This window comes from Halorussus pelagicus, from assembly GCF_004087835.1.
In the GTDB taxonomy this organism is placed as follows: Archaea; Halobacteriota; Halobacteria; order Halobacteriales; family Haladaptataceae; genus Halorussus; species Halorussus pelagicus.
Window position 1 is genome coordinate 2,878,857 of sequence record NZ_CP035119.1, and the last position, 16,440, is coordinate 2,895,296.

Annotated in this window: 20 protein-coding genes; 3 read left to right on the top strand and 17 right to left on the bottom strand. The window is 58.3% G+C overall.

All coding sequences use genetic code 11. The features are described from left to right. Positions 1 to 44: 44 nt before the first annotated feature. From EP007_RS14525 to EP007_RS18205, 11 genes are read right to left on the bottom strand one after another with little or no spacing between them, the layout of a single operon-like run. Positions 45 to 1,202, bottom strand: a complete 1,158-nt coding sequence (locus tag EP007_RS14525) for an ATP-binding protein (RefSeq protein ID WP_128478337.1) — start codon at positions 1,200 to 1,202, stop codon at positions 45 to 47. Further along, the gene (locus EP007_RS14530; protein ID WP_128478338.1) at positions 1,199 to 2,122 is read right to left on the bottom strand and encodes a hypothetical protein; all 924 of its coding nucleotides are present in this window, start codon (positions 2,120 to 2,122) and stop codon (positions 1,199 to 1,201) included. The genes EP007_RS14525 and EP007_RS14530 overlap by 4 nt, the downstream gene beginning before the upstream one ends. Beyond that, positions 2,112 to 3,842 carry a hypothetical protein gene (locus tag EP007_RS14535; RefSeq protein WP_128478339.1) on the bottom strand — a complete coding sequence of 577 codons (1,731 nt, stop codon included), beginning with the start codon at positions 3,840 to 3,842 and terminating at the stop codon, positions 2,112 to 2,114. Before EP007_RS14535 ends, EP007_RS14530 begins: the two co-directional genes overlap by 11 nt. Then, positions 3,839 to 4,432 carry a hypothetical protein gene (locus EP007_RS14540; RefSeq protein ID WP_128478340.1) on the bottom strand — a complete coding sequence of 198 codons (594 nt, stop codon included), beginning with the start codon at positions 4,430 to 4,432 and terminating at the stop codon, positions 3,839 to 3,841. The genes EP007_RS14535 and EP007_RS14540 overlap by 4 nt, the downstream gene beginning before the upstream one ends. A 23-nt stretch (positions 4,433 to 4,455) precedes the next feature. Beyond that, positions 4,456 to 4,725: a hypothetical protein gene (locus EP007_RS14545; RefSeq protein ID WP_128478341.1), complete on the bottom strand. Its 270-nt coding sequence runs from the start codon at positions 4,723 to 4,725 to the stop codon at positions 4,456 to 4,458. Next, positions 4,713 to 5,111, bottom strand: a complete 399-nt coding sequence (locus EP007_RS14550; RefSeq protein ID WP_128478342.1) for a hypothetical protein — start codon at positions 5,109 to 5,111, stop codon at positions 4,713 to 4,715. The genes EP007_RS14545 and EP007_RS14550 overlap by 13 nt, the downstream gene beginning before the upstream one ends. Continuing rightward, a complete protein-coding gene (locus EP007_RS14555) occupies positions 5,104 to 5,451 on the bottom strand; it encodes a hypothetical protein (RefSeq protein ID WP_128478343.1) in 348 nt (115 codons plus the stop codon). The genes EP007_RS14550 and EP007_RS14555 overlap by 8 nt, the downstream gene beginning before the upstream one ends. Positions 5,452 to 5,457: 6 nt before the next feature. Then, complete coding sequence (locus EP007_RS14560) at positions 5,458 to 6,063, bottom strand: hypothetical protein (RefSeq protein ID WP_128478344.1); 606 nt, start codon at positions 6,061 to 6,063, stop codon at positions 5,458 to 5,460. A 15-nt stretch (positions 6,064 to 6,078) separates the two neighbouring features. After that, on the bottom strand, positions 6,079 to 7,689 hold the full coding sequence (locus EP007_RS14565) for a hypothetical protein (protein ID WP_128478345.1): 1,611 nt from the start codon (positions 7,687 to 7,689) through the stop codon (positions 6,079 to 6,081). 37 nt (positions 7,690 to 7,726) lie between these two features. Beyond that, complete coding sequence (locus tag EP007_RS14570) at positions 7,727 to 7,936, bottom strand: hypothetical protein (protein WP_128478346.1); 210 nt, start codon at positions 7,934 to 7,936, stop codon at positions 7,727 to 7,729. Beyond that, on the bottom strand, positions 7,933 to 8,055 hold the full coding sequence (locus tag EP007_RS18205) for a hypothetical protein (protein WP_281062925.1): 123 nt from the start codon (positions 8,053 to 8,055) through the stop codon (positions 7,933 to 7,935). The genes EP007_RS14570 and EP007_RS18205 overlap by 4 nt, the downstream gene beginning before the upstream one ends. A gap of 211 nt (positions 8,056 to 8,266) precedes the next feature. On the opposite strand from EP007_RS18205, the gene EP007_RS14575 reads away from it, so the two are divergent. Both EP007_RS14575 and EP007_RS14580 read left to right on the top strand, forming a co-directional pair. Further along, positions 8,267 to 8,386 carry an AbrB/MazE/SpoVT family DNA-binding domain-containing protein gene (locus tag EP007_RS14575; RefSeq protein ID WP_128478347.1) on the top strand — a complete coding sequence of 40 codons (120 nt, stop codon included), beginning with the start codon at positions 8,267 to 8,269 and terminating at the stop codon, positions 8,384 to 8,386. Positions 8,387 to 8,906: 520 nt separating this feature from the next. Next, a complete protein-coding gene (locus EP007_RS14580) occupies positions 8,907 to 9,182 on the top strand; it encodes a hypothetical protein (RefSeq protein WP_128478348.1) in 276 nt (91 codons plus the stop codon). A gap of 63 nt (positions 9,183 to 9,245) precedes the next feature. Here the strand turns inward: EP007_RS14580 and EP007_RS14585 are convergent, their stop codons facing one another. From EP007_RS14585 to EP007_RS14605, 5 genes are all read right to left on the bottom strand, one after another. Further along, a complete protein-coding gene (locus tag EP007_RS14585) occupies positions 9,246 to 9,689 on the bottom strand; it encodes a hypothetical protein (RefSeq protein WP_128478349.1) in 444 nt (147 codons plus the stop codon). 168 nt (positions 9,690 to 9,857) lie between these two features. Further along, positions 9,858 to 10,694: a DNA adenine methylase gene (locus EP007_RS14590; RefSeq protein ID WP_128478350.1), complete on the bottom strand. Its 837-nt coding sequence runs from the start codon at positions 10,692 to 10,694 to the stop codon at positions 9,858 to 9,860. 109 nt (positions 10,695 to 10,803) lie between these two features. Continuing rightward, positions 10,804 to 11,052, bottom strand: a complete 249-nt coding sequence (locus EP007_RS14595) for a hypothetical protein (RefSeq protein WP_128478351.1) — start codon at positions 11,050 to 11,052, stop codon at positions 10,804 to 10,806. A gap of 13 nt (positions 11,053 to 11,065) precedes the next feature. Continuing rightward, positions 11,066 to 12,151 carry a DNA cytosine methyltransferase gene (locus EP007_RS14600; protein ID WP_128478352.1) on the bottom strand — a complete coding sequence of 362 codons (1,086 nt, stop codon included), beginning with the start codon at positions 12,149 to 12,151 and terminating at the stop codon, positions 11,066 to 11,068. A 119-nt stretch (positions 12,152 to 12,270) separates the two neighbouring features. Next, the gene (locus tag EP007_RS14605) at positions 12,271 to 13,095 is read right to left on the bottom strand and encodes an HNH endonuclease (RefSeq protein WP_128478353.1); all 825 of its coding nucleotides are present in this window, start codon (positions 13,093 to 13,095) and stop codon (positions 12,271 to 12,273) included. Positions 13,096 to 14,248: 1,153 nt separating this feature from the next. On the opposite strand from EP007_RS14605, the gene EP007_RS14610 reads away from it, so the two are divergent. Continuing rightward, a complete protein-coding gene (locus EP007_RS14610; protein WP_128478354.1) occupies positions 14,249 to 14,752 on the top strand; it encodes a hypothetical protein in 504 nt (167 codons plus the stop codon). Positions 14,753 to 14,797: 45 nt separating this feature from the next. Here the strand turns inward: EP007_RS14610 and EP007_RS14615 are convergent, their stop codons facing one another. Then, complete coding sequence (locus EP007_RS14615; protein ID WP_166035614.1) at positions 14,798 to 16,330, bottom strand: hypothetical protein; 1,533 nt, start codon at positions 16,328 to 16,330, stop codon at positions 14,798 to 14,800. Between the last annotated feature and the right edge of the window lie 110 nt (positions 16,331 to 16,440).

The window sequence follows — 16,440 nt, forward strand, 5'->3', positions numbered from 1 at the left end:
GCATCCGTTCACTCGCGCGACAATTCCGCGCGACCGGGCGCGGCTCATAGCGAGACCACCCCCTCCGACTCGGCGGAGTCCCCCGAGTCCGCTGGGTCCGAGGGTACTTTCGGCGTCAGATGGACTCGTAGTTCCTCCTCGGTGGGTTTCGGGATGTTCGGCCACGCGAACGCCGCGAAGTTCGTCTCGGTCCAGAAGAGACCGCGACCCGTCGGCATATCGCTGGTGAGGTCCTTGTACATCGGCACGCGATTGACGCCGACCACCTGCGAGGCGCGCGTCGGATTCGCTCGACCGTTCAGCGTCACCCGCCAGCGGTGCTTTCGTTTCACCTTCTCGTGGGCGTCCTCCGCGTTCTGGCCCGCGTGGTAGACGCTGAGCTTGTACTTCCGCGAGTCGATGAACAGGTCGCGGTAGAGTTCGACCTTCTGGTAGCTGGCGAACTGGTCCTTGCTCGCCGACTGGGGAATCATGTCGCCGATCTCGTCGGCGAGGAGCGCCGTCCAGATGAACGAGCCGTGTTCGACCCGTGCGAGGAGAAACCCGACCCACCAGTGGTTCACGGGGTCGTCCGGACTGAACTCCAACCCGTCCTTGCGCTTCGGCGAGCGCTCGTAGAGGTCCTGACACCCCGTCATTTGCGGGTCCGGGTAGACCACATGAAACTTTCCCGACTCTAAGTGATTCTGGCACAGGTCCATCGGGTCGTCGTAGTAGACGACCTCGCGTACCACGTCCTCCAGTCGGACCGCCCGGCGGTAGGCGTCGCCCTCGCTGGTCGAGACGACCATCGCCTCGACCTCGCAGGAACTCGGGAGACAGACCTTCGCCCACGGCGCGAAGCTAATCCACTCACTCCGGGACTCGCTCGCCCGCCAGACGACCGCCTCGGACGGGAACCGACCCACCGAGTCCATGAGGTGCGCGCCGATAGTCTTCAAGAACGTCGATTTGCCCGCGCCCATCGGCCCCTCTATCAGGGCGTCCGTGCCGCCGCCCGGCGAGAACGCGCTGTTGTCGGCCGCCTTGCACAGACACCCCGGAATCACCGACGGGTAGTCGAACTGTTCCACGTCGAGTTCGGGAATGCCGAACTTGCGTCTGATAGACTGTGCGTCGGTGTGCCGCGAGGTTCCGAGGTAGGTCCCGGTGTTCTCTCGCGGGTCGAGGTCCGTCAGCGTCTCTACTGTGTTCCATGTCATAGGTTCCGAATCGGTAGCTCCGAGTTCTCGCGTTCCGCCAGTTCGCCCGAGCGGTCCGCGACCTCGTGGGCCGCGACCGCGAACGCGGGCAGAACCTCTTTCGCCGCGAACGACTCCCGGAAGAACCACGAGCGGGCGCGCTCGCCCTCGCGGTCGAGAAGCATCTCGCGGGTGTGACTCTCCGTGTAGAGGCGCGTGGCGAGATCGTCCGAGACTTCGGCGAAGGTCGCTTCCGTGACCTGTTGCACCCACGCGAGCATCTGGTCCTCGGACGCGAACCCGTCGAGGACCTGCCGGAGCGCCCAGTCTTGGCGCTGGGCGAGTTCCGCCAGCGCGGGCCGCATTCCCGGCGCATCTTGCTCCTCGGGGTCCGGCGGTCCCTCACGGGTCTCGCCGTCGGCGTCCGGGTTCTCGACGTACTCGGTCGCGGACCAGCGGAACCCGTGATGAGACTCTACGAATGCCGGTAGCAGGTCCACCGCGGCGACTCCGCGCCGCGCGGTCGCCGCGGTCGCCGGGTCGAGAACGTCGTCCGGGTCGTCCGCCCACGCGAACCGACGCTCGGACACGAGGAGGACCGAGAGGTCGAGGCGCGAGAACGCCCGCTCGACCATCCAGTCCCCGGACAAGCGCCCGAGCGTGTGAATCGCGGCGTCTTGGCACCAGAGGAGGAATGTCCGTCGATTCTCGAAACCGTCGATGAATCGCCTGAGCAGTTCTAACTGGTCGCCGGTCAACTTCTGAAGCGCGGGCCGAAGTTGCGGCGTCTCGGGAAGACCGTCGAGGAGGTCGCGCACCTCGCCCTCGCCGAACCCGAGGTCCGCCAGCACGTCGCCCTCCTCGACGCGCACGGTCGGGCCGCCGACGTCGTCAGTAGACGCTTCGTCTACCTCGGTTCGTCGAGTCGCGTCAGTCGTCACCCGCGACCACCTCCGAGTGGTCCGACTCGCTTCCCGAGTTCGGCGGCGCGAGTTCGTCCGTAATCTTCTCGAACGTCGAGCGGTCGCGCTCCTCTTGTTGGCGCACGCGCTCGGCGCGCTTGTCCGCCTTCTCGGTTAGCGCCTCGTCCTTCCAGTACGCGCGGTCCGCAACGTCCTCGAACTCCCGTGCGTGCGTGATTAGGTTCTCGACCAGCGCCCCGTACTGGGCGGGCGCGAGGTTCGGGTCCGACTTCCCGACCGTCGGTTTCAGCACGGTCGCCAGCGCCGCGAGGACGCCGAACGCGATACCGAACCCCTCGTTGAACAGCAGTCCGCCGACGTAGTACGCCAGCCCGACCAGCAGGACCCCGCCGACAAGCGGCCCCCACGCGACCGAGGGAATCGGCCAGCGCCCCGCGACCAGTTCGTCCTCGTCGGGCCAGTCGAGCAAGTCCGGCGTCGAGAGGGTTAGCCCCGCCTTCTCGTAGTCGATAGGCGCGTCCGCCGTCGGGTCCGAGAGGAACACTTCGTCGTACTCGTCATCGTTTTCGCGGCCGACCAGCCGAGTCCCGAGCGTCGCTTCGTCCACGTCCACCGTCGGCGCGGCGTTGTGGAACGGCCAGATAGCCACCAGCCACGGTATCCAGCCCTCTCGCCGAATCTTCCGACCCTCCGAGGTTTGCACCACGTTGTAGGCCCGCGTGCGGACGTGCCAGCGCCCCGTGCCGTCGTCCTTGATGCTGGCACTGTCCTCGCCGCTGGTCAACTGGAGGAACAGCACCTCCTCGGGGTGCTCTCCGAACATGAACAGCACTGTGACCCCGAGGAGCGCCCCGCCAGCGATACCGACCGACCACGGCGCGGTCGCCAGCAACTCCAACAGGCCGTTGTACCACACGAACACCGCGAGGAACGTTGCGACGGCCAGCGCGAACACGACCTCCAGCGCCGAGACCATCGGCCCGTTGCCCACCTTGTCGAGGAACCGCCGGTCGAGCGCGATTATCCCGACCGACGTGAGCATGCACGGCGCGAACATCCACACCGCGGCGAAGCCCGCGATACCGCCCGCTGACCGCATGGGGACCGACTGGGCCGCCTCTGAGACCGCGTAGCGGAACCGCCAGCTAACTTCGTCTCGGTGGCCCTCCATCCACACCGTCACGTACTTCGCGTCGCCGTAGTGGGCCGGAAGGTCGAGTTTTGCCGACCCGTAGTCGCCGCCCGTGAGCGTCGCCGAGACCGTCGTGTGCGTCGCGTTCGTCACGACGCGCTCGCGCACGGTCCGGTTGTTCTCGGTCGTTCGCTCGACCGTCTCGAAATCCCACAGGACGACGTGGAACGTCGCGTCCATGTCCTCGGAGTCCCACCCGCGGAACGACCCGACGTAAATCGAATCACGCTGAACCGTCGTGCGAGGTTCGATGTACTGGCGGTCCTCCGGCGACGCCATGAACTCGACCGGAACGTGGCGAATCCAGAACGACCCAGCGTTGCCGTAGGGCCGAATCGCCTTGCTCGGTGCGTTCGACTTTACCGTGCCGTAGTCCGCGAGGTCGTCGTAGGTCCACGTCCCGTTCTCGGTACCCGTCGCGGTGCCCGACTGGTTCGCTCCGGCCCCGTCGTCTTGGGCGAGCGCGACGCCCCCGACGGCCGGGACCGCCAGCGAGAGGACCACGAACACCGCGAACGCGGCGCGTAGGCGTCTGTTCCCCGTCATTTGTCGTTCACCGAGAGGATGACGAGACTGAGGACGCCCAGCACGAGCAGAATCTCGCTCGGACCCAGCGCGGTCACGCGGTCGAGGACCGCCCACGAACCACCAACCGCACCGACCTTTGCCAGAATCTCGTGGTGCGAGATTAGCACGTCGCCCAGCATGACGCCGACCGATTCGAGTCCTTCCAGTGTCCCGAGGAACGCCCCGAGGACGCCAGCGCCGACGAACCCGGCACCCGTGACCGCCCGCCGGACGTTCCGCTCGCCGCGGTCCGCCGCCCCCGAGACCGACCGCTCGCGGATAGCCCACCACAGGCCCGCGAGGAGCAACAGCGGAAGCACGACCCATGTGAACCACCACGGAATCGTCGGCACCCACGCCGAGAGGTCGAAGTTCTCACCGACCGCGAGGACCGGCCCGAGACCCGCGACTCGACGAACCGAGGTAGACGACGTGTCTACCGAGCCTCTCCAGTCGGCGCTGCATGAGGTACACGGTTCGTCTACCTCGGCGATTTCGCCCGCTGTTCTGTCCTTGGTTCTATTCCTCCCGTCGTCCGCGTTCAGTTCTAATGCGTTTGATTTGAGCATGGTTGAAAGTCGAATGGTTGGGTTTAGTCGAACGTCCGTCGAGCGATTCGCATGACCGTCACAAGGACGAACACGACCGAGAGCGCCAGAATCACCTGATTGAGAAGCGACTGGTCCAACCAGCCGACGTTGGGCGCGATTCGATGCTGGAGGGTCGTCGCCAGCGGCAAGAGCAAGTCGATGTTGACCATCACCCAGTCCGCGAGCGCGAACACGCCCGCGCCGTTGAGGACGTAGTGGCCGACCACCGACCCGACGCCGCCCAGCGCCGCCAGCGGTTTCAGACGATCCATATCCGAACCCTCCTCACGAGTTCGACGGTCCCGCGCGCCAACGCCGCCGCCAGCGCCGCGTAGACCGCGAACAACACCGCCGACACCAGCGGCCCGGAGAGTCCCGCCGACGCTCCGAGTTCGATGAGGTCGCTGTTCAGCGTCCGGAATGCGCCTTCGATTGCTTGGCCCGCCGCCTCGCCTGCCCCCAGCACGTCGCCGCCCGCCGCGCCGAATGCCGATTGGACTATCGACCACTGTTTGACGACGATTCCGACCAGTTCCTCACCGAGGTCGAGGACGCCGCCGACCAGCCAGCGCGCGACGACCTCGATAATCTTGTCCTCGGGACAGAATACCCAGTCCGGAAGCCAGCCGGGGCGCGCCGCGGGGCCACAGTCAGGCAAAGCGTCGCACCCCCTGAAGGACCAGCCACATAACGAGGAGGACCACTACGACCGTCACGAACCACGCAACGAGTGCAGGCAGTGTCGAGCGCGCCGCCGCCCAGTACGACCACCACGCTCGGGAGATTGCCGTCGCGCCGCTGGTGAACAACCCGCCGAGGAGTCCGACCCCGAACGTCCGAATCCCGTCGAGGATCGTCTGAACCCAGTCCCCGAACCCGTCTATAGACCCGATATATCCGCGGTACCACGCGAACACCGGCCCGCCGACCACGACGCTGGCGAGCGTGCCCCACTTGATACGTCGGCCCTCTACGAACGTCTGCGGGTAGCCTCGCATGAGTCGTTACCTGCGTCCTGTGAATAGTCGGAGCGGCGAGAGTTCTATGCGCCTGAGGAACATGGTGAACACCCAGAGGCCAGCAAGCACTGACAGAACGCCCAACGCAAATGTACCCGGTCCAAGCTGGGAACACTGTCCTGTCGTCAGACTTTCTGCCGAGTTTTCTGCCCCTGCAACGACTATTTGAATCGGCGACGTGACCACCGCGTCAACCAGTTCACCGAGTCCACTGGAGAACGCACGGAAGGGCGCGAGAAAGACCATTCCTGTCGAATCAATCGCCCCGATGAGGGTGTCGAACAGTTCGTAGAGAACGCCGCCAATACCGTAATTTTTCACGAGACCTGCGAGACCCGCCGTCGAGACGATTCCTGCCGCCGTTTTCATCGTCCGAGCCGAGTCCGCTTGCGCTCGCTGGTCCCCGAGGCGACGGCGTAGCGACGGTGTGTCCGAGTCCGTGACGTAAGACGTGGCCACGGCGAGGCTAAACCACCCGACCGGCATCCACACCGCCACGTCGCCGAACAGCAACTTGCTCGCCAGCGTCACGACGACCGTCGTGAACAAGCCGACGAACAGGTGTTTCACCCATTTTTGTTTGTCTGTCATGTCGGGACTCTCCAATTAGACCAGACCCTTCGCCCACGCGGTCACGAAGCCCAGCACGCCCGTCACGACCGCGGCGATAGCGCCCAGCGGCGTCTCACCGGACTGAGCGTTCGGAACTTTCCCGCCGCCGCCCGAATCCTCGACTTCCGAGCGGTCGGACTCCGTGAGCAGAATCTTCTCACTGGCCCCGTAGACGACTCCCGAGGACGCCGGGTCCTTCAGCGCGACCGTCGTACCCTCACTGTCGAACTTCGACGTGTGACTCGCCCAACTGCTATCGTCTATGTCTTCGAACGCCACGTCCTCGACGCCGGTAGCGAGTTCGACCGATTCGTAGCGTTCCGCGGGAACCGTCACCTCCTGCTCGAAGGACGGGTTTTGCCAGTTCAGGTCGTACGCCTGCGGTAGACGGACCTTCCCGCGAGTTTCGAGGACCGAGTTGTAGTTCACGCGGTCGGGGGTTTCGAGGAACCGGTACTCGTAGTCGAGGTCCGCGTCCTCCATCGTGACCCGGACCGGGTACGAGAGGTCGAAGAACGTCGCGTCGTCCTCGGTGAACGCCTCGCTGAACGTGTCGAGCGAGGTCGCCGAGACCTCGCCACTGGGTTCGTAGCGCTTCGTCCGTTCTTCGTCGTCCGTGCCTTCGTTCTTCAGGTACGACCCGAAGGTCCACCGACCCATCTTCTCGGCGTTCAGGGCCGTGAGTTGCACCGTCGCGTTCGCGTCCGAGACCCGAATCTCGACCTCGGCAATGTCGTCAAACGACCCGTCGCCGTTCGCCACGGTCGAGAGGTCCCCGAACCGCTGTTGGGCCGTCTGACCGTACCCCGTCGCCGTCGCTACCACGTTCGACTGAGTGCCGTCGAGCGACGACCCGATTTTCAGCACCTTCTCGTCACCGTCCGAGTCCCGGAATGCGACCTCGACCAGCGCGCCCGCGTCGAGCGACACCGTGTTCGCCACAAGCTGGGCGAATCGTTTGGCCGCCGAGTCCGAGATAGTCGCTCCGAACGACCCGAGGTCGAACGTCGCGCTCACCGTCTCGCCGTCGGCGACCGAGGAGGTCGAGACCTCCAGCGCCGGAGACACGTCGAGGTCCGCGTTCGACACCGAGATAGTTCCGTTCGTCGCGCCCGAGGTACTCCAGTGAGTCGCCGCGAGCGCCGTCACGTCGGTGTCCTTGTCGCCGTCGCCGTCTTCGTCGTACTGGGTCGAGCGCGGGAACGCGGACCCGTCGGGGAACTCTATCTTGTCGGCGCGGAACGACACGATGTTCTCCGAGTCCTCGCGGTCCACCGTTCCGCCAAGCGTCGATTTCTCGCCGTTGTCGTTCTCGTAGGCGAGGAGCGCGGCGTCGTCCTCGCCCCACGTCGCGTGGTGCCGGTCCTTCTCCAGCGTGGCCACGAAGTATGGGTTCGGCACGTACGCCGAGTCCCAGTTCAGGCCGGACCGACCGCTCGACCAGTCCGGTTCCGAGGTCGTCGTGTCCTGCGCCGCCGCGGTGCCCGCGGTCGCCGCGGTCGCCGCCGCGCCAGCCGCACTAGCCATGAACGCGCGTCGCGTCGTACTCGCGCACGTCTGACAGTCCTGTTCGTTGCCGTCGATTTCGATAGTTTTCGAGGTCATGAGTTCGTTCGATTTCGGTTGTTCTGAAGCCTGTGCGTCACTTTTCTCGGAACACTACGTACGGAAATCCGAGCACCCCGAACGCCGCGGCACCGAGGGCGAGCGGTTCCAGCGCCTGCGCTTCCGGCACGATTCCGGATAGCAGGTTGACCAGCGCCGACCACCCAACCCCAGCGCCGAGTCCTCCGACGAGCATGAGCGGCATGCCCGCGAACGCAAAGAGGACGACTTTCTTCCAGCGTTTCATGAGGGCCGCTCCTCGTCGTCCTCGCGGCTACTCTCGTAGTGTTTCCAGTCTGTCCAACTCGGTTCGTCTTCCTCCGAAAAGGAGGAGTGTGGGCGTTCGTGCCCGTCTTCCCGTGTCATGGGAGTATCACGACCGGAGCGACCGGTCGTCACACCCGCGTTGAACGACGCTGGCTATAGATTGTAGAAAAATTGGGAGCTGCCCCAACGGCGATACCCAGTTACTTTCGCTACCCTATACATTTATTAGAGAAACGGTTCGCAGGAAGTACGGAGTAGCCATGGGAATCAACGATTCGCAGATACTCGGACCGCTCAGGAGGGTGACAACGTGATTCAGGTAACGATTCCGAAGGACGTAGCCGACGAACTCGGAATCGAAGGCGGCGATGAAGTGCTTTGGACCGGCGAGGAGGGCTCAGATAGCGCGGAGATTCACTCTCCAAATTGAGATATATCGTTAAGGGAAGTGGCCATCACAGACAGTAGCATAACGGATAATCTCGTCACTGTCGTTTACGTACTGCATTGTGTAGTCTGATTTTTCTTGGCATCCGGGCACGCTACACTCATTTGTGGGCGTTTTGAACTCTTTTCGATGTTTCTGGCAAACTGCTCCTACTTTCTGCCCAGTATTATCATCGAATACCCCCCAGTCTGTCTCGGGTCTTGAGCAGAACACACAACCCATGAAACAGTTACTCATTACCTTTTGGCTTAACTGTATGGGTGAAAATCAATTCTGTCCGGAATCCTTTCTCCACGCAACTTCTCGGGGTTAGGCGTCGAGAGAAACGAATCTCGCTCGTTGCACAAGTCGAACGAAATCGGTTGTGCAACGAGCGACCCTCCCCGTCGAAACTCCGCTCGACTTCCGAAGTGATCACGCCGCTCCCCGACCCCCGTTTATATACTATCCGAGTTTGAGTGACCGCAGAATACTAGGTCCACGGGGAGGTTGTGCAACGAGTATGCGAATCGAAGCCACCGAAACGCGGAAACGGAAGTGGGAGAACCTGAAAGAAGCGACCGGGAAGGGCCACAAATCGACTGCGCTCGACGCCGCGTCCGATTACTACCTGAAGATGTCCGGGGACACCACGGCCGTGCCGGTCGGCGCGATAGAGCAATTGATGGAACGCGCGGTCGAGCAGGGTTCGGTGACGCCCGAGGAGATTGCCGACGTGCTGGGCACCGAGGAGTTGCCGGTCGAGGCCGAGACAAACTGGTCGGTCGGAACCGAGTGAGCGCGTTACTCGACGTAACCGTTACTGCCGACAACTGAATTCGGAGACGCCGAAAAGTTCGTTTTACCGCCGTCCTTCCCGCAGGTCGCTCAGGTACTGAACCACCGTGTCCTCCGAGACGCCGACCTCGCTGGCTATCCAGTCCTCGCGCTGGCGGTGGACGACCTTCAGCCACCCAGCGATAGCGGCGCGCGAGGCCGTGGCGACTCTCGCAGGCACCGCGAACGAGTCGTCGGCCCACGCTTCCCACTCGTCGCCGTCGTGGGCGCTCGGTCCGAACTCGGGCGGAAGCACGTCGAGCGATTCGACGCCAGCCGCGGCGAGGGCCGCCGCCAGCGTCCGGGCATTCCGGCGTCCGTCCGGACCGTCGCCGACCTCGACGCGCTCGCGTCCTTCGACCTCCGAGAGGTAGAATCGGGTCGTGCCGCCCAGCGGCGAGGCGACGTTCTCGTACTCGACGCGGAAGGTCTCGGCGTAGGTGTCGATTTCCGTCAGTTCGATTGACATGGCGTTCGGACGAACCGGGTTACAAATATACGTTTCGTCTACTCGCGGCCGCGAGTCGCAGTAGACGATTCGTCTACCGAGCGCGTCGACGGCGAGTCGGTCGTGGTAGACAGTTCGTATAGAATCACTCGACGAGTCGCGTCCGTGCGTAGTACCGCACGAGCGCGATTAGTCGCCGAAGGCCGCGAGGTCCGTCTGTCCGCGGTCGTCGTCGGCGACGCCGGGGTCGAAGTTACAGACCAGTCGCTCGGTCGCGCTACAGTCGTCTTTCGAGTACGCACCCATGTGGTGGTTGTGGTCGGTCGAGACGACAAACAGGTCCTCGCGGTCCGCCAGCGCCGCAGGCAGGTCGTCGTAGGAGACCAGCCAGTCGGCGTCGAGGTCGGCCAGCGCGTCCGCGAGTTCGTCGTGGGCGAACTCGGTCGCGCGGTAGTAGTGTTCGCGCCCGAGGTACGGCGGGTCGAGGTAGAACACGGCGTCCGGGTCGTCGTACTCGGCCAGCACGTCGCGCCAGTCGAGCGCGCGAATTTCGACCCCGGCGAAGCGGTCGGCCAGCGTCCGGAGTCGGCCGCGCGACCGCGCTTTCCGCCAGCGGCGCGCTCGCTTCTCGCCCGCTCGAAAGCCCGACCGGTGGGCTATCGCGGCGTTGTACTGAGCGTACCGGAGGAAGTAGAAGCGCCCGGCGCGCTTGACCGCGGCGTCGGCCCGCTCGCCAGCGAAGTAGGCGTCGGCCCAGTGGTCGAACCGCTCCTCGGTGTAGTCCACGTCGGCCAGCCAGTCGGCGAGTGCGTCCGGCTGGTCGCGGACGGTCTCGAAGAAGTGCGTACAGTCGGTGTTCAGGTCGTTGTAGACTTCCTCGGGCGCGGGAGTCTTGTGGAACAGGACCGACGCCGCGCCGCCGAACACCTCGACGTAGCGTTGGTGGTCAGAGAGGTGCGCGCAGATCCAGTCGGCGAGTCGGGACTTGCCGCCGACGTAGGGAAACGGCGTCTGGAGCGTAGTCATGTAGGACCGAGAGAAACCGGGTGCATGTTAAATCTGCGGGGTAGACGGATTGTGTAGTCGTCGCGGTAGCCTTTCGTATCTACACTCGATATTCGTCAGTAAAGTCTTTTTACGAAATCCGAATGTCGATGATTTCACCGTCTTTCGACGGTTCGTACTCGATTTCACCGACTTCTCGTTTCTCTCCGTTCCTCAAATCGGTCTTCTCGTATGCAGACTGAATCTCTTCTTGGACGCGTTCAAAAGCACCTTCCGGTAGCTTTCCGATAGGATTGATAATGCTACTTTGGATGACGCTCAGACCTTCCTCATTCATCCGATCATCGCGTTCTACGGTGATTACTGCGGTTTCAGACATGTATTCCCCCGATCTAATCAGTCGCTTGAAGTCTCTTTTGAGGTCCCTTGTTACTGGCGTGTTGAACCAGAGACTCTCCGATTGCCTTTGCCAGACGAACTGGAACAGCATTACCGATTAGTCTCCCCATCGATTGTACACTGAGGTCTTCTTCCGATTCAACAAACGCATAGTCTTTCGGGAATGTCTGAAGTATCGCTCCCTCTCGGACCGAAATTGCCCGATCTTCCTCAGGATGACCAAATCTACCACTCCCATAATTGAAGAACCTCGTAGTAATTGTTGGGGCAGGTTCCTCCCACTGCATTCGTCCATACGAGGCAGTATACTTTCGACCGCTGTCCTTCTTGTGACAGGCTAGTTTTAGCTCATCGGCCCAGTCTTCCCAAGTTCCACCGGGCTCGGAGTTCTGAATGCGCCTAATGTTTTTATCTGAAAGGTCACGAGAAGTATGAAGGAAATCCTCCTCCGATGATTCACCTGCTTCAAGTTCTGCTAAATCGTACTTCTCAAATTCGGACTTCACTGTTGCTTCTTCTGGGTCATGAGTAGGGTCTTGTAGTTCTATATGCCCATATTTGGAAGCTAAGAGAACGAGCCGTTTTCTCTCTTGAGGAACTCCGTACTTAGGACACTCCACCACTTTGTCCCAAATAGTATAGCCCAAATCCTCTAATCGAGATTGAAAATCCTCATAAGGCTCATGTTCTTGAACCTGTGGGACGTTCTCCATCGTTACTAAATCTGGTTCTACATCAGCAATCAGTTGGCCGAAATCCTCCATGAGTCCCCATTTCTCATGACTATCTGCCTGCTTCTCGTTTCCATTACTCATTTTCGAGTATGGTTGGCACGGTGCGCAACCAGCTATCAGAGTATGATCTGCTTCATCGGATGAAAGATACGATTCGATATCCTCGGGAGATACATCCTCGGAAATATCGCTTTCTATGAACTCCGCATCTGTACTGTTTTTCTCATAAGGATGTCTACATTCTGATTCGATATCGAAGCCCGCGCGAACATCGATTCCCGCCTTTTGAAGGCCGTAGGTAAGACCACCTGCCCCGCAGAATAGATCGACAGCACGTATGCTCATACGTTTCTACTTTGTACCAAGGGACATAAAAGCCATTAAACCGGAACGGAAGTAATAAATTTTCGTTATCTTCTATCACGGCCTATTTCACTGTAATTGCGGGTGGGTAGCTATCACATTTAATCAAACTGGGCGAGTCCCTGATTCTGATATCGGAGATATTGACTCTCTATTTCGTGACCCTCCTCCATCGTCAGTTTGTTCCCATCGACTTCTGACTCGTCTTTGTGGTGAGTTTGGTATGTCTCAGGATCAATTTTAATTCGTCCGTAGTCGAAGTCTGCATGGTGGTTCGGGCAGAGAATTAGAATATTTGACTTCTCATCTTTCCCGTTATGAGGCTGTCCAAGCGGTCGAATGTGGTGTCCTTCTGCATACGGCTCACCATCATTTCCTCGCCGCTGATCACCACAGACTTGGCAAGTGTGCTCATATCTATTTTTTAACTCCTTCACAATCTGTGTGTTCCGAATAATTCGGCTTACTGTAGTTTGCGTTCGAGACGACTGACGGAAATCGGTCGGTTGCTCTGAGTCATCCACGTCGAAATTAGAATGGGTTTCAGTCTGTTCTTCTACAGGTTTTAGTAAGAATTCGTAAATGTACCGACCATCGCGCGGTTTGTACTCGAAACTCACTACGTCTACCATACCACGGTACTCCCATTGATCTGCATCGATTGATCGGTAAAACAGAAAAATCGGTACCGGAGTATCGATGGCATCGCGGAGCGCTTTATTTCCTCTATTCAGTTCTTGGCTCTCCTCACCTGGATTTCCTACGCCATGCCCCTGTGGGTCTTCCCCAGTAAAACGGAATTCTTCTGTTCCAATATCGTCATCGTACCTCCCTTTCTCTTTGGCAAAAAGCCAGAGGTATTTCTGGCCTTTATCATCGTATCTAATCTCAATTCCCTTTCCCGTAGCCCCCCTGACCGAATACATCTTCGAACTGTGACTGCTGGAATTTTTCGCCGACAGTAATGTCGATTTGTTCAACCCTCATGTTATCAAAGTATATAGCTCACTTCAAAAAGATATTCAACTAAACGCATTTAAACCCTTTGATGTATATGGGATGTAATTTTACTATTTCCTGCCTGAGAGCTGGCATGATGACCTCAATGATCGACTGAAGATTCTCTGCCTCGGAAACGGTAGAATCTGAGCGTGGTCGAAATCCTACTTCCAAACGGCACCATTAAAGATCGACCTCTGGAGAATCTTGAAATGCGTATCGATTAGCTGCGAACTACGTTGTAGAGTATGACGACATCTATCGAAGGGTAAGCGGCTACATGACTCTCGGTTAGGTCCTTACCTGGAAGTCAATGAGCTGGGCCGTGAGGTGTGCGATAGGTCTATTTGTTTTGGGTTTGAGGGCTGGAATATGTCGCGTAGAGTCGTTCATGGAGACAGTGCTGCAAAGCGAGCGAGCCAGATCTATGAGGATCTCTATCGAGGGTTGTCGCGTGCTATTGAGAGTTCGCGAGCCTACGATCGAAGAAACATAGCTCGCTTTCCATTTCCACGCCAAACGCTACAAACGTTGCTCCTTCGAGCAACTCGGGAGTACTCACTGCCACTGACCTATACGTGGACCTCCGAAGGGCCTCAATTTTTTGCACATCCATCAGAGAGCGGGGCGACGAACAGGCTTGGTCCTGACGTGGAGTCCTATGCCGAGGTCGCTCTCGAAACCACTATTCACCAATCATTGATACCCTCTGAGTTGCAAGCTCGGTCGAAGTCCCCTAACGTGAGAGGACGGGGAGGGGATGATGCCCAAACCCTTCGTTCATCTCACACTCCATCATTAGGAACTCTGGAAGCATTCTTTGATCCCCTCGTCCAGTGTGCGAGCGAGTATATGCCAAGCCACAAACGCCCCCACGAGCTTGCGATTGCGCAACGCGAATTTCAATGCGATGTACTCAAAGATCACTTTCCAAAAGAGCGGCATCGGCTCCTGACGGCTGGCTTTGAGTTACAGAATCAACTCGATGACGTTGCACAGAAATTACCATCTCCCGACGATGGCAACGGATCACTACTTACTTACGCCGACGCAGACTCTGGAAGTCAATACCATATCAGTATGTTGAACGAGTTTGAGCAGATTGAGTCTAAGTTGACGACAATATTCTTCCAAACCGTCGCCTCAGACCTGCTCGATACAGTCATCATCGTGGACTCAGCTCAGGGAACTACCGGCTCCCAGAGTACTCCCACCAGAAAGGATACCGAAGCGGATCATCCGAAGGACGATAGTGGAAAAGAATCAGCAGCTGAGCGGCAGAAGCGGTGGCGAAATTCCCTCGCTGAGACATTAAAGGACGCCACGGAAATCTCAAAATTGGCTTTCAAAACAGTGCTTGTTCCAGATGAGTCCATCACAAACCCAAGAGATCGATTCATACACACGAAAGAATTCTTTGAAGACACAACTTGGCCACTGCTCATGAACTGTGTCGCAGTTCGGCATACTCGAGGTCCACAGCAGGAGGACTATGAGGAACTCCTCAGAAACAGTCTTGATAGCAAGTACCCAAAGTACCAGCACCGCTATCAGGAGTATGTCGAGGACCTGAGCCAGCTCTAAACAGTAATGTCGAGCCCAGCAATACGGTAGACACGTGGTAGGCTATCAGAGATTATCTTGATATTGTTCGATGAAGTTTGAAAAACGACATTCCTCAACAGTACACGTATTCTTCAGGTTTTCTGGGAGTGTTTCTCGTCTAGCACAGGTGAGAATGCGGAATTCGAGATTTCTTCGGTCGTACAGCACTGACTCACGGATCGTTTCGATCTCTTCACAGACTTCTTCGATCGTTTCTTCTGAGAAAGCTTTTGTAAGCGTTACAACAATCGATCTACCGTCGTCGGTCTCACACAGGAACACTCGGTCCGAGAGGTTCGTTCTGATAGTCACTGACTCTCCCAAGATATCACTACAATGCTCTCTGAATGCGTAACAAACAGTATCATGACCGTATGTTTCCCAGAAAAGCGCTTCGTACTCCGCTCGAATTCTATTTTCGGCCGTCTTAAATAGTTTGGTGGGTGAGCTGACTTCAGCAGATTCTGAGATAAGCTTGGTTGCCCGTGTGTCGGTTCGCATCGGATTGACAGTATCGATCGTACTGTTATCAACCAGTTCACTGCAACCTGCAAGCAATTGCATCACTTTCTCAAGCCCAATACTCATTGAAATGCGGGCAAATAACTCTATCGAGGTCGTATACGCTACTTCAGACTCTAGAGCTTCGTTATCATCAATAATCATGTGCGCCGCAAGATACCGGACGTTGTCAATGATAAAATGACGGCGGCCAGCTGCATCGGCACTCTCAAAGATGGCTACCCATGACTCAAAGAACCGTTCTTTGAGTTCAGCTAACCCGTCATCATCGCCAGAAACGATTAACTGGTGTAACGTTCGTTGGAGATTGATGAGTTCTCGATAGAGAGATTGACCGTCAGTCTTGGAACTCTCATCCTCAAGATACCCACCGGTTGGGTTGCGTCTTATAGCTGATAGTTGCCGACGATCAATCAACGTTTGTAACGCTCGACACACAGCATTAATCCCATCACGATAGATTGCCTTTCGTTCCTGATCAGCTTCTAATGACCTTTCTTGTCCATTCGAATTGAGGGCTTCGTAGTCCTCTTTCAATGTTGTAGCGAAATTACACGCAGTATTGTCGTACTCGTGCTTTACTAACGCTGTTAATATTTTTGTCCTCGCCTGGAAGAGACATCGTTGCTCACCTGTGGTTAAATCAGCCCTGTCACCGGGGTTCTTGACTGAACGAAGTGTAATGAATGCGGTTTTCGCTATTTCCGGCAACCGCCTCTCCAACGAGCGTTCACTAATCCTTGCTACATCATCGGAAAAGTCAGCTACCCACTCCTCATTCCCGGAATTGATAGCCGAAATTAACAATGGTTCATACTCGTGTTGAATCACACTTTTAAACTGATCAATTACAGCGGATCTAGCAACAGGTCCATCGGCCAACCCTAGTATCGTACGCCACGTTCGCTGTTGTTTGCTTGGATGTGCCACACCAACTTCATCAACGACGTCGAAGTGATCATCAATGAGGTCATCGTACGTTTCATGGACTTCTTTAACAGTATTCGTCTCCCCGTTCTGGACGGCACTGTTCATCAAAGAGTGAAGCGGGTCCGTGGGCCGTTGATTAGAGTTCGTGTCGCCTCGGTTGTTTTGTTTTCTACCGTTAGTGGTAGCGAATGTCTTTCTAGGATTCGCTGCCTGTC

Coding starts and splice junctions, on each gene's coding strand:
- EP007_RS14525 (WP_128478337.1), bottom strand. CDS start 1,202: ATGACATGGAACACAGTAGAGACGCTGACGGACCTCGACCCGCGAGAG.
- EP007_RS14535 (WP_128478339.1), bottom strand. CDS start 3,842: ATGACGGGGAACAGACGCCTACGCGCCGCGTTCGCGGTGTTCGTGGTC.
- EP007_RS14540 (WP_128478340.1), bottom strand. CDS start 4,432: ATGCTCAAATCAAACGCATTAGAACTGAACGCGGACGACGGGAGGAAT.
- EP007_RS14545 (WP_128478341.1), bottom strand. CDS start 4,725: ATGGATCGTCTGAAACCGCTGGCGGCGCTGGGCGGCGTCGGGTCGGTG.
- EP007_RS14555 (WP_128478343.1), bottom strand. CDS start 5,451: ATGCGAGGCTACCCGCAGACGTTCGTAGAGGGCCGACGTATCAAGTGG.
- EP007_RS14560 (WP_128478344.1), bottom strand. CDS start 6,063: ATGACAGACAAACAAAAATGGGTGAAACACCTGTTCGTCGGCTTGTTC.
- EP007_RS14565 (WP_128478345.1), bottom strand. CDS start 7,689: ATGACCTCGAAAACTATCGAAATCGACGGCAACGAACAGGACTGTCAG.
- EP007_RS14570 (WP_128478346.1), bottom strand. CDS start 7,936: ATGAAACGCTGGAAGAAAGTCGTCCTCTTTGCGTTCGCGGGCATGCCG.
- EP007_RS18205 (WP_281062925.1), bottom strand. CDS start 8,055: ATGACACGGGAAGACGGGCACGAACGCCCACACTCCTCCTTTTCGGAG.
- EP007_RS14580 (WP_128478348.1), top strand. CDS start 8,907: ATGCGAATCGAAGCCACCGAAACGCGGAAACGGAAGTGGGAGAACCTG.
- EP007_RS14585 (WP_128478349.1), bottom strand. CDS start 9,689: ATGTCAATCGAACTGACGGAAATCGACACCTACGCCGAGACCTTCCGC.
- EP007_RS14590 (WP_128478350.1), bottom strand. CDS start 10,694: ATGACTACGCTCCAGACGCCGTTTCCCTACGTCGGCGGCAAGTCCCGA.
- EP007_RS14595 (WP_128478351.1), bottom strand. CDS start 11,052: ATGTCTGAAACCGCAGTAATCACCGTAGAACGCGATGATCGGATGAAT.
- EP007_RS14600 (WP_128478352.1), bottom strand. CDS start 12,151: ATGAGCATACGTGCTGTCGATCTATTCTGCGGGGCAGGTGGTCTTACC.
- EP007_RS14605 (WP_128478353.1), bottom strand. CDS start 13,095: ATGTATTCGGTCAGGGGGGCTACGGGAAAGGGAATTGAGATTAGATAC.
- EP007_RS14610 (WP_128478354.1), top strand. CDS start 14,249: ATGTTGAACGAGTTTGAGCAGATTGAGTCTAAGTTGACGACAATATTC.
- EP007_RS14615 (WP_166035614.1), bottom strand. CDS start 16,330: ATGAACAGTGCCGTCCAGAACGGGGAGACGAATACTGTTAAAGAAGTC.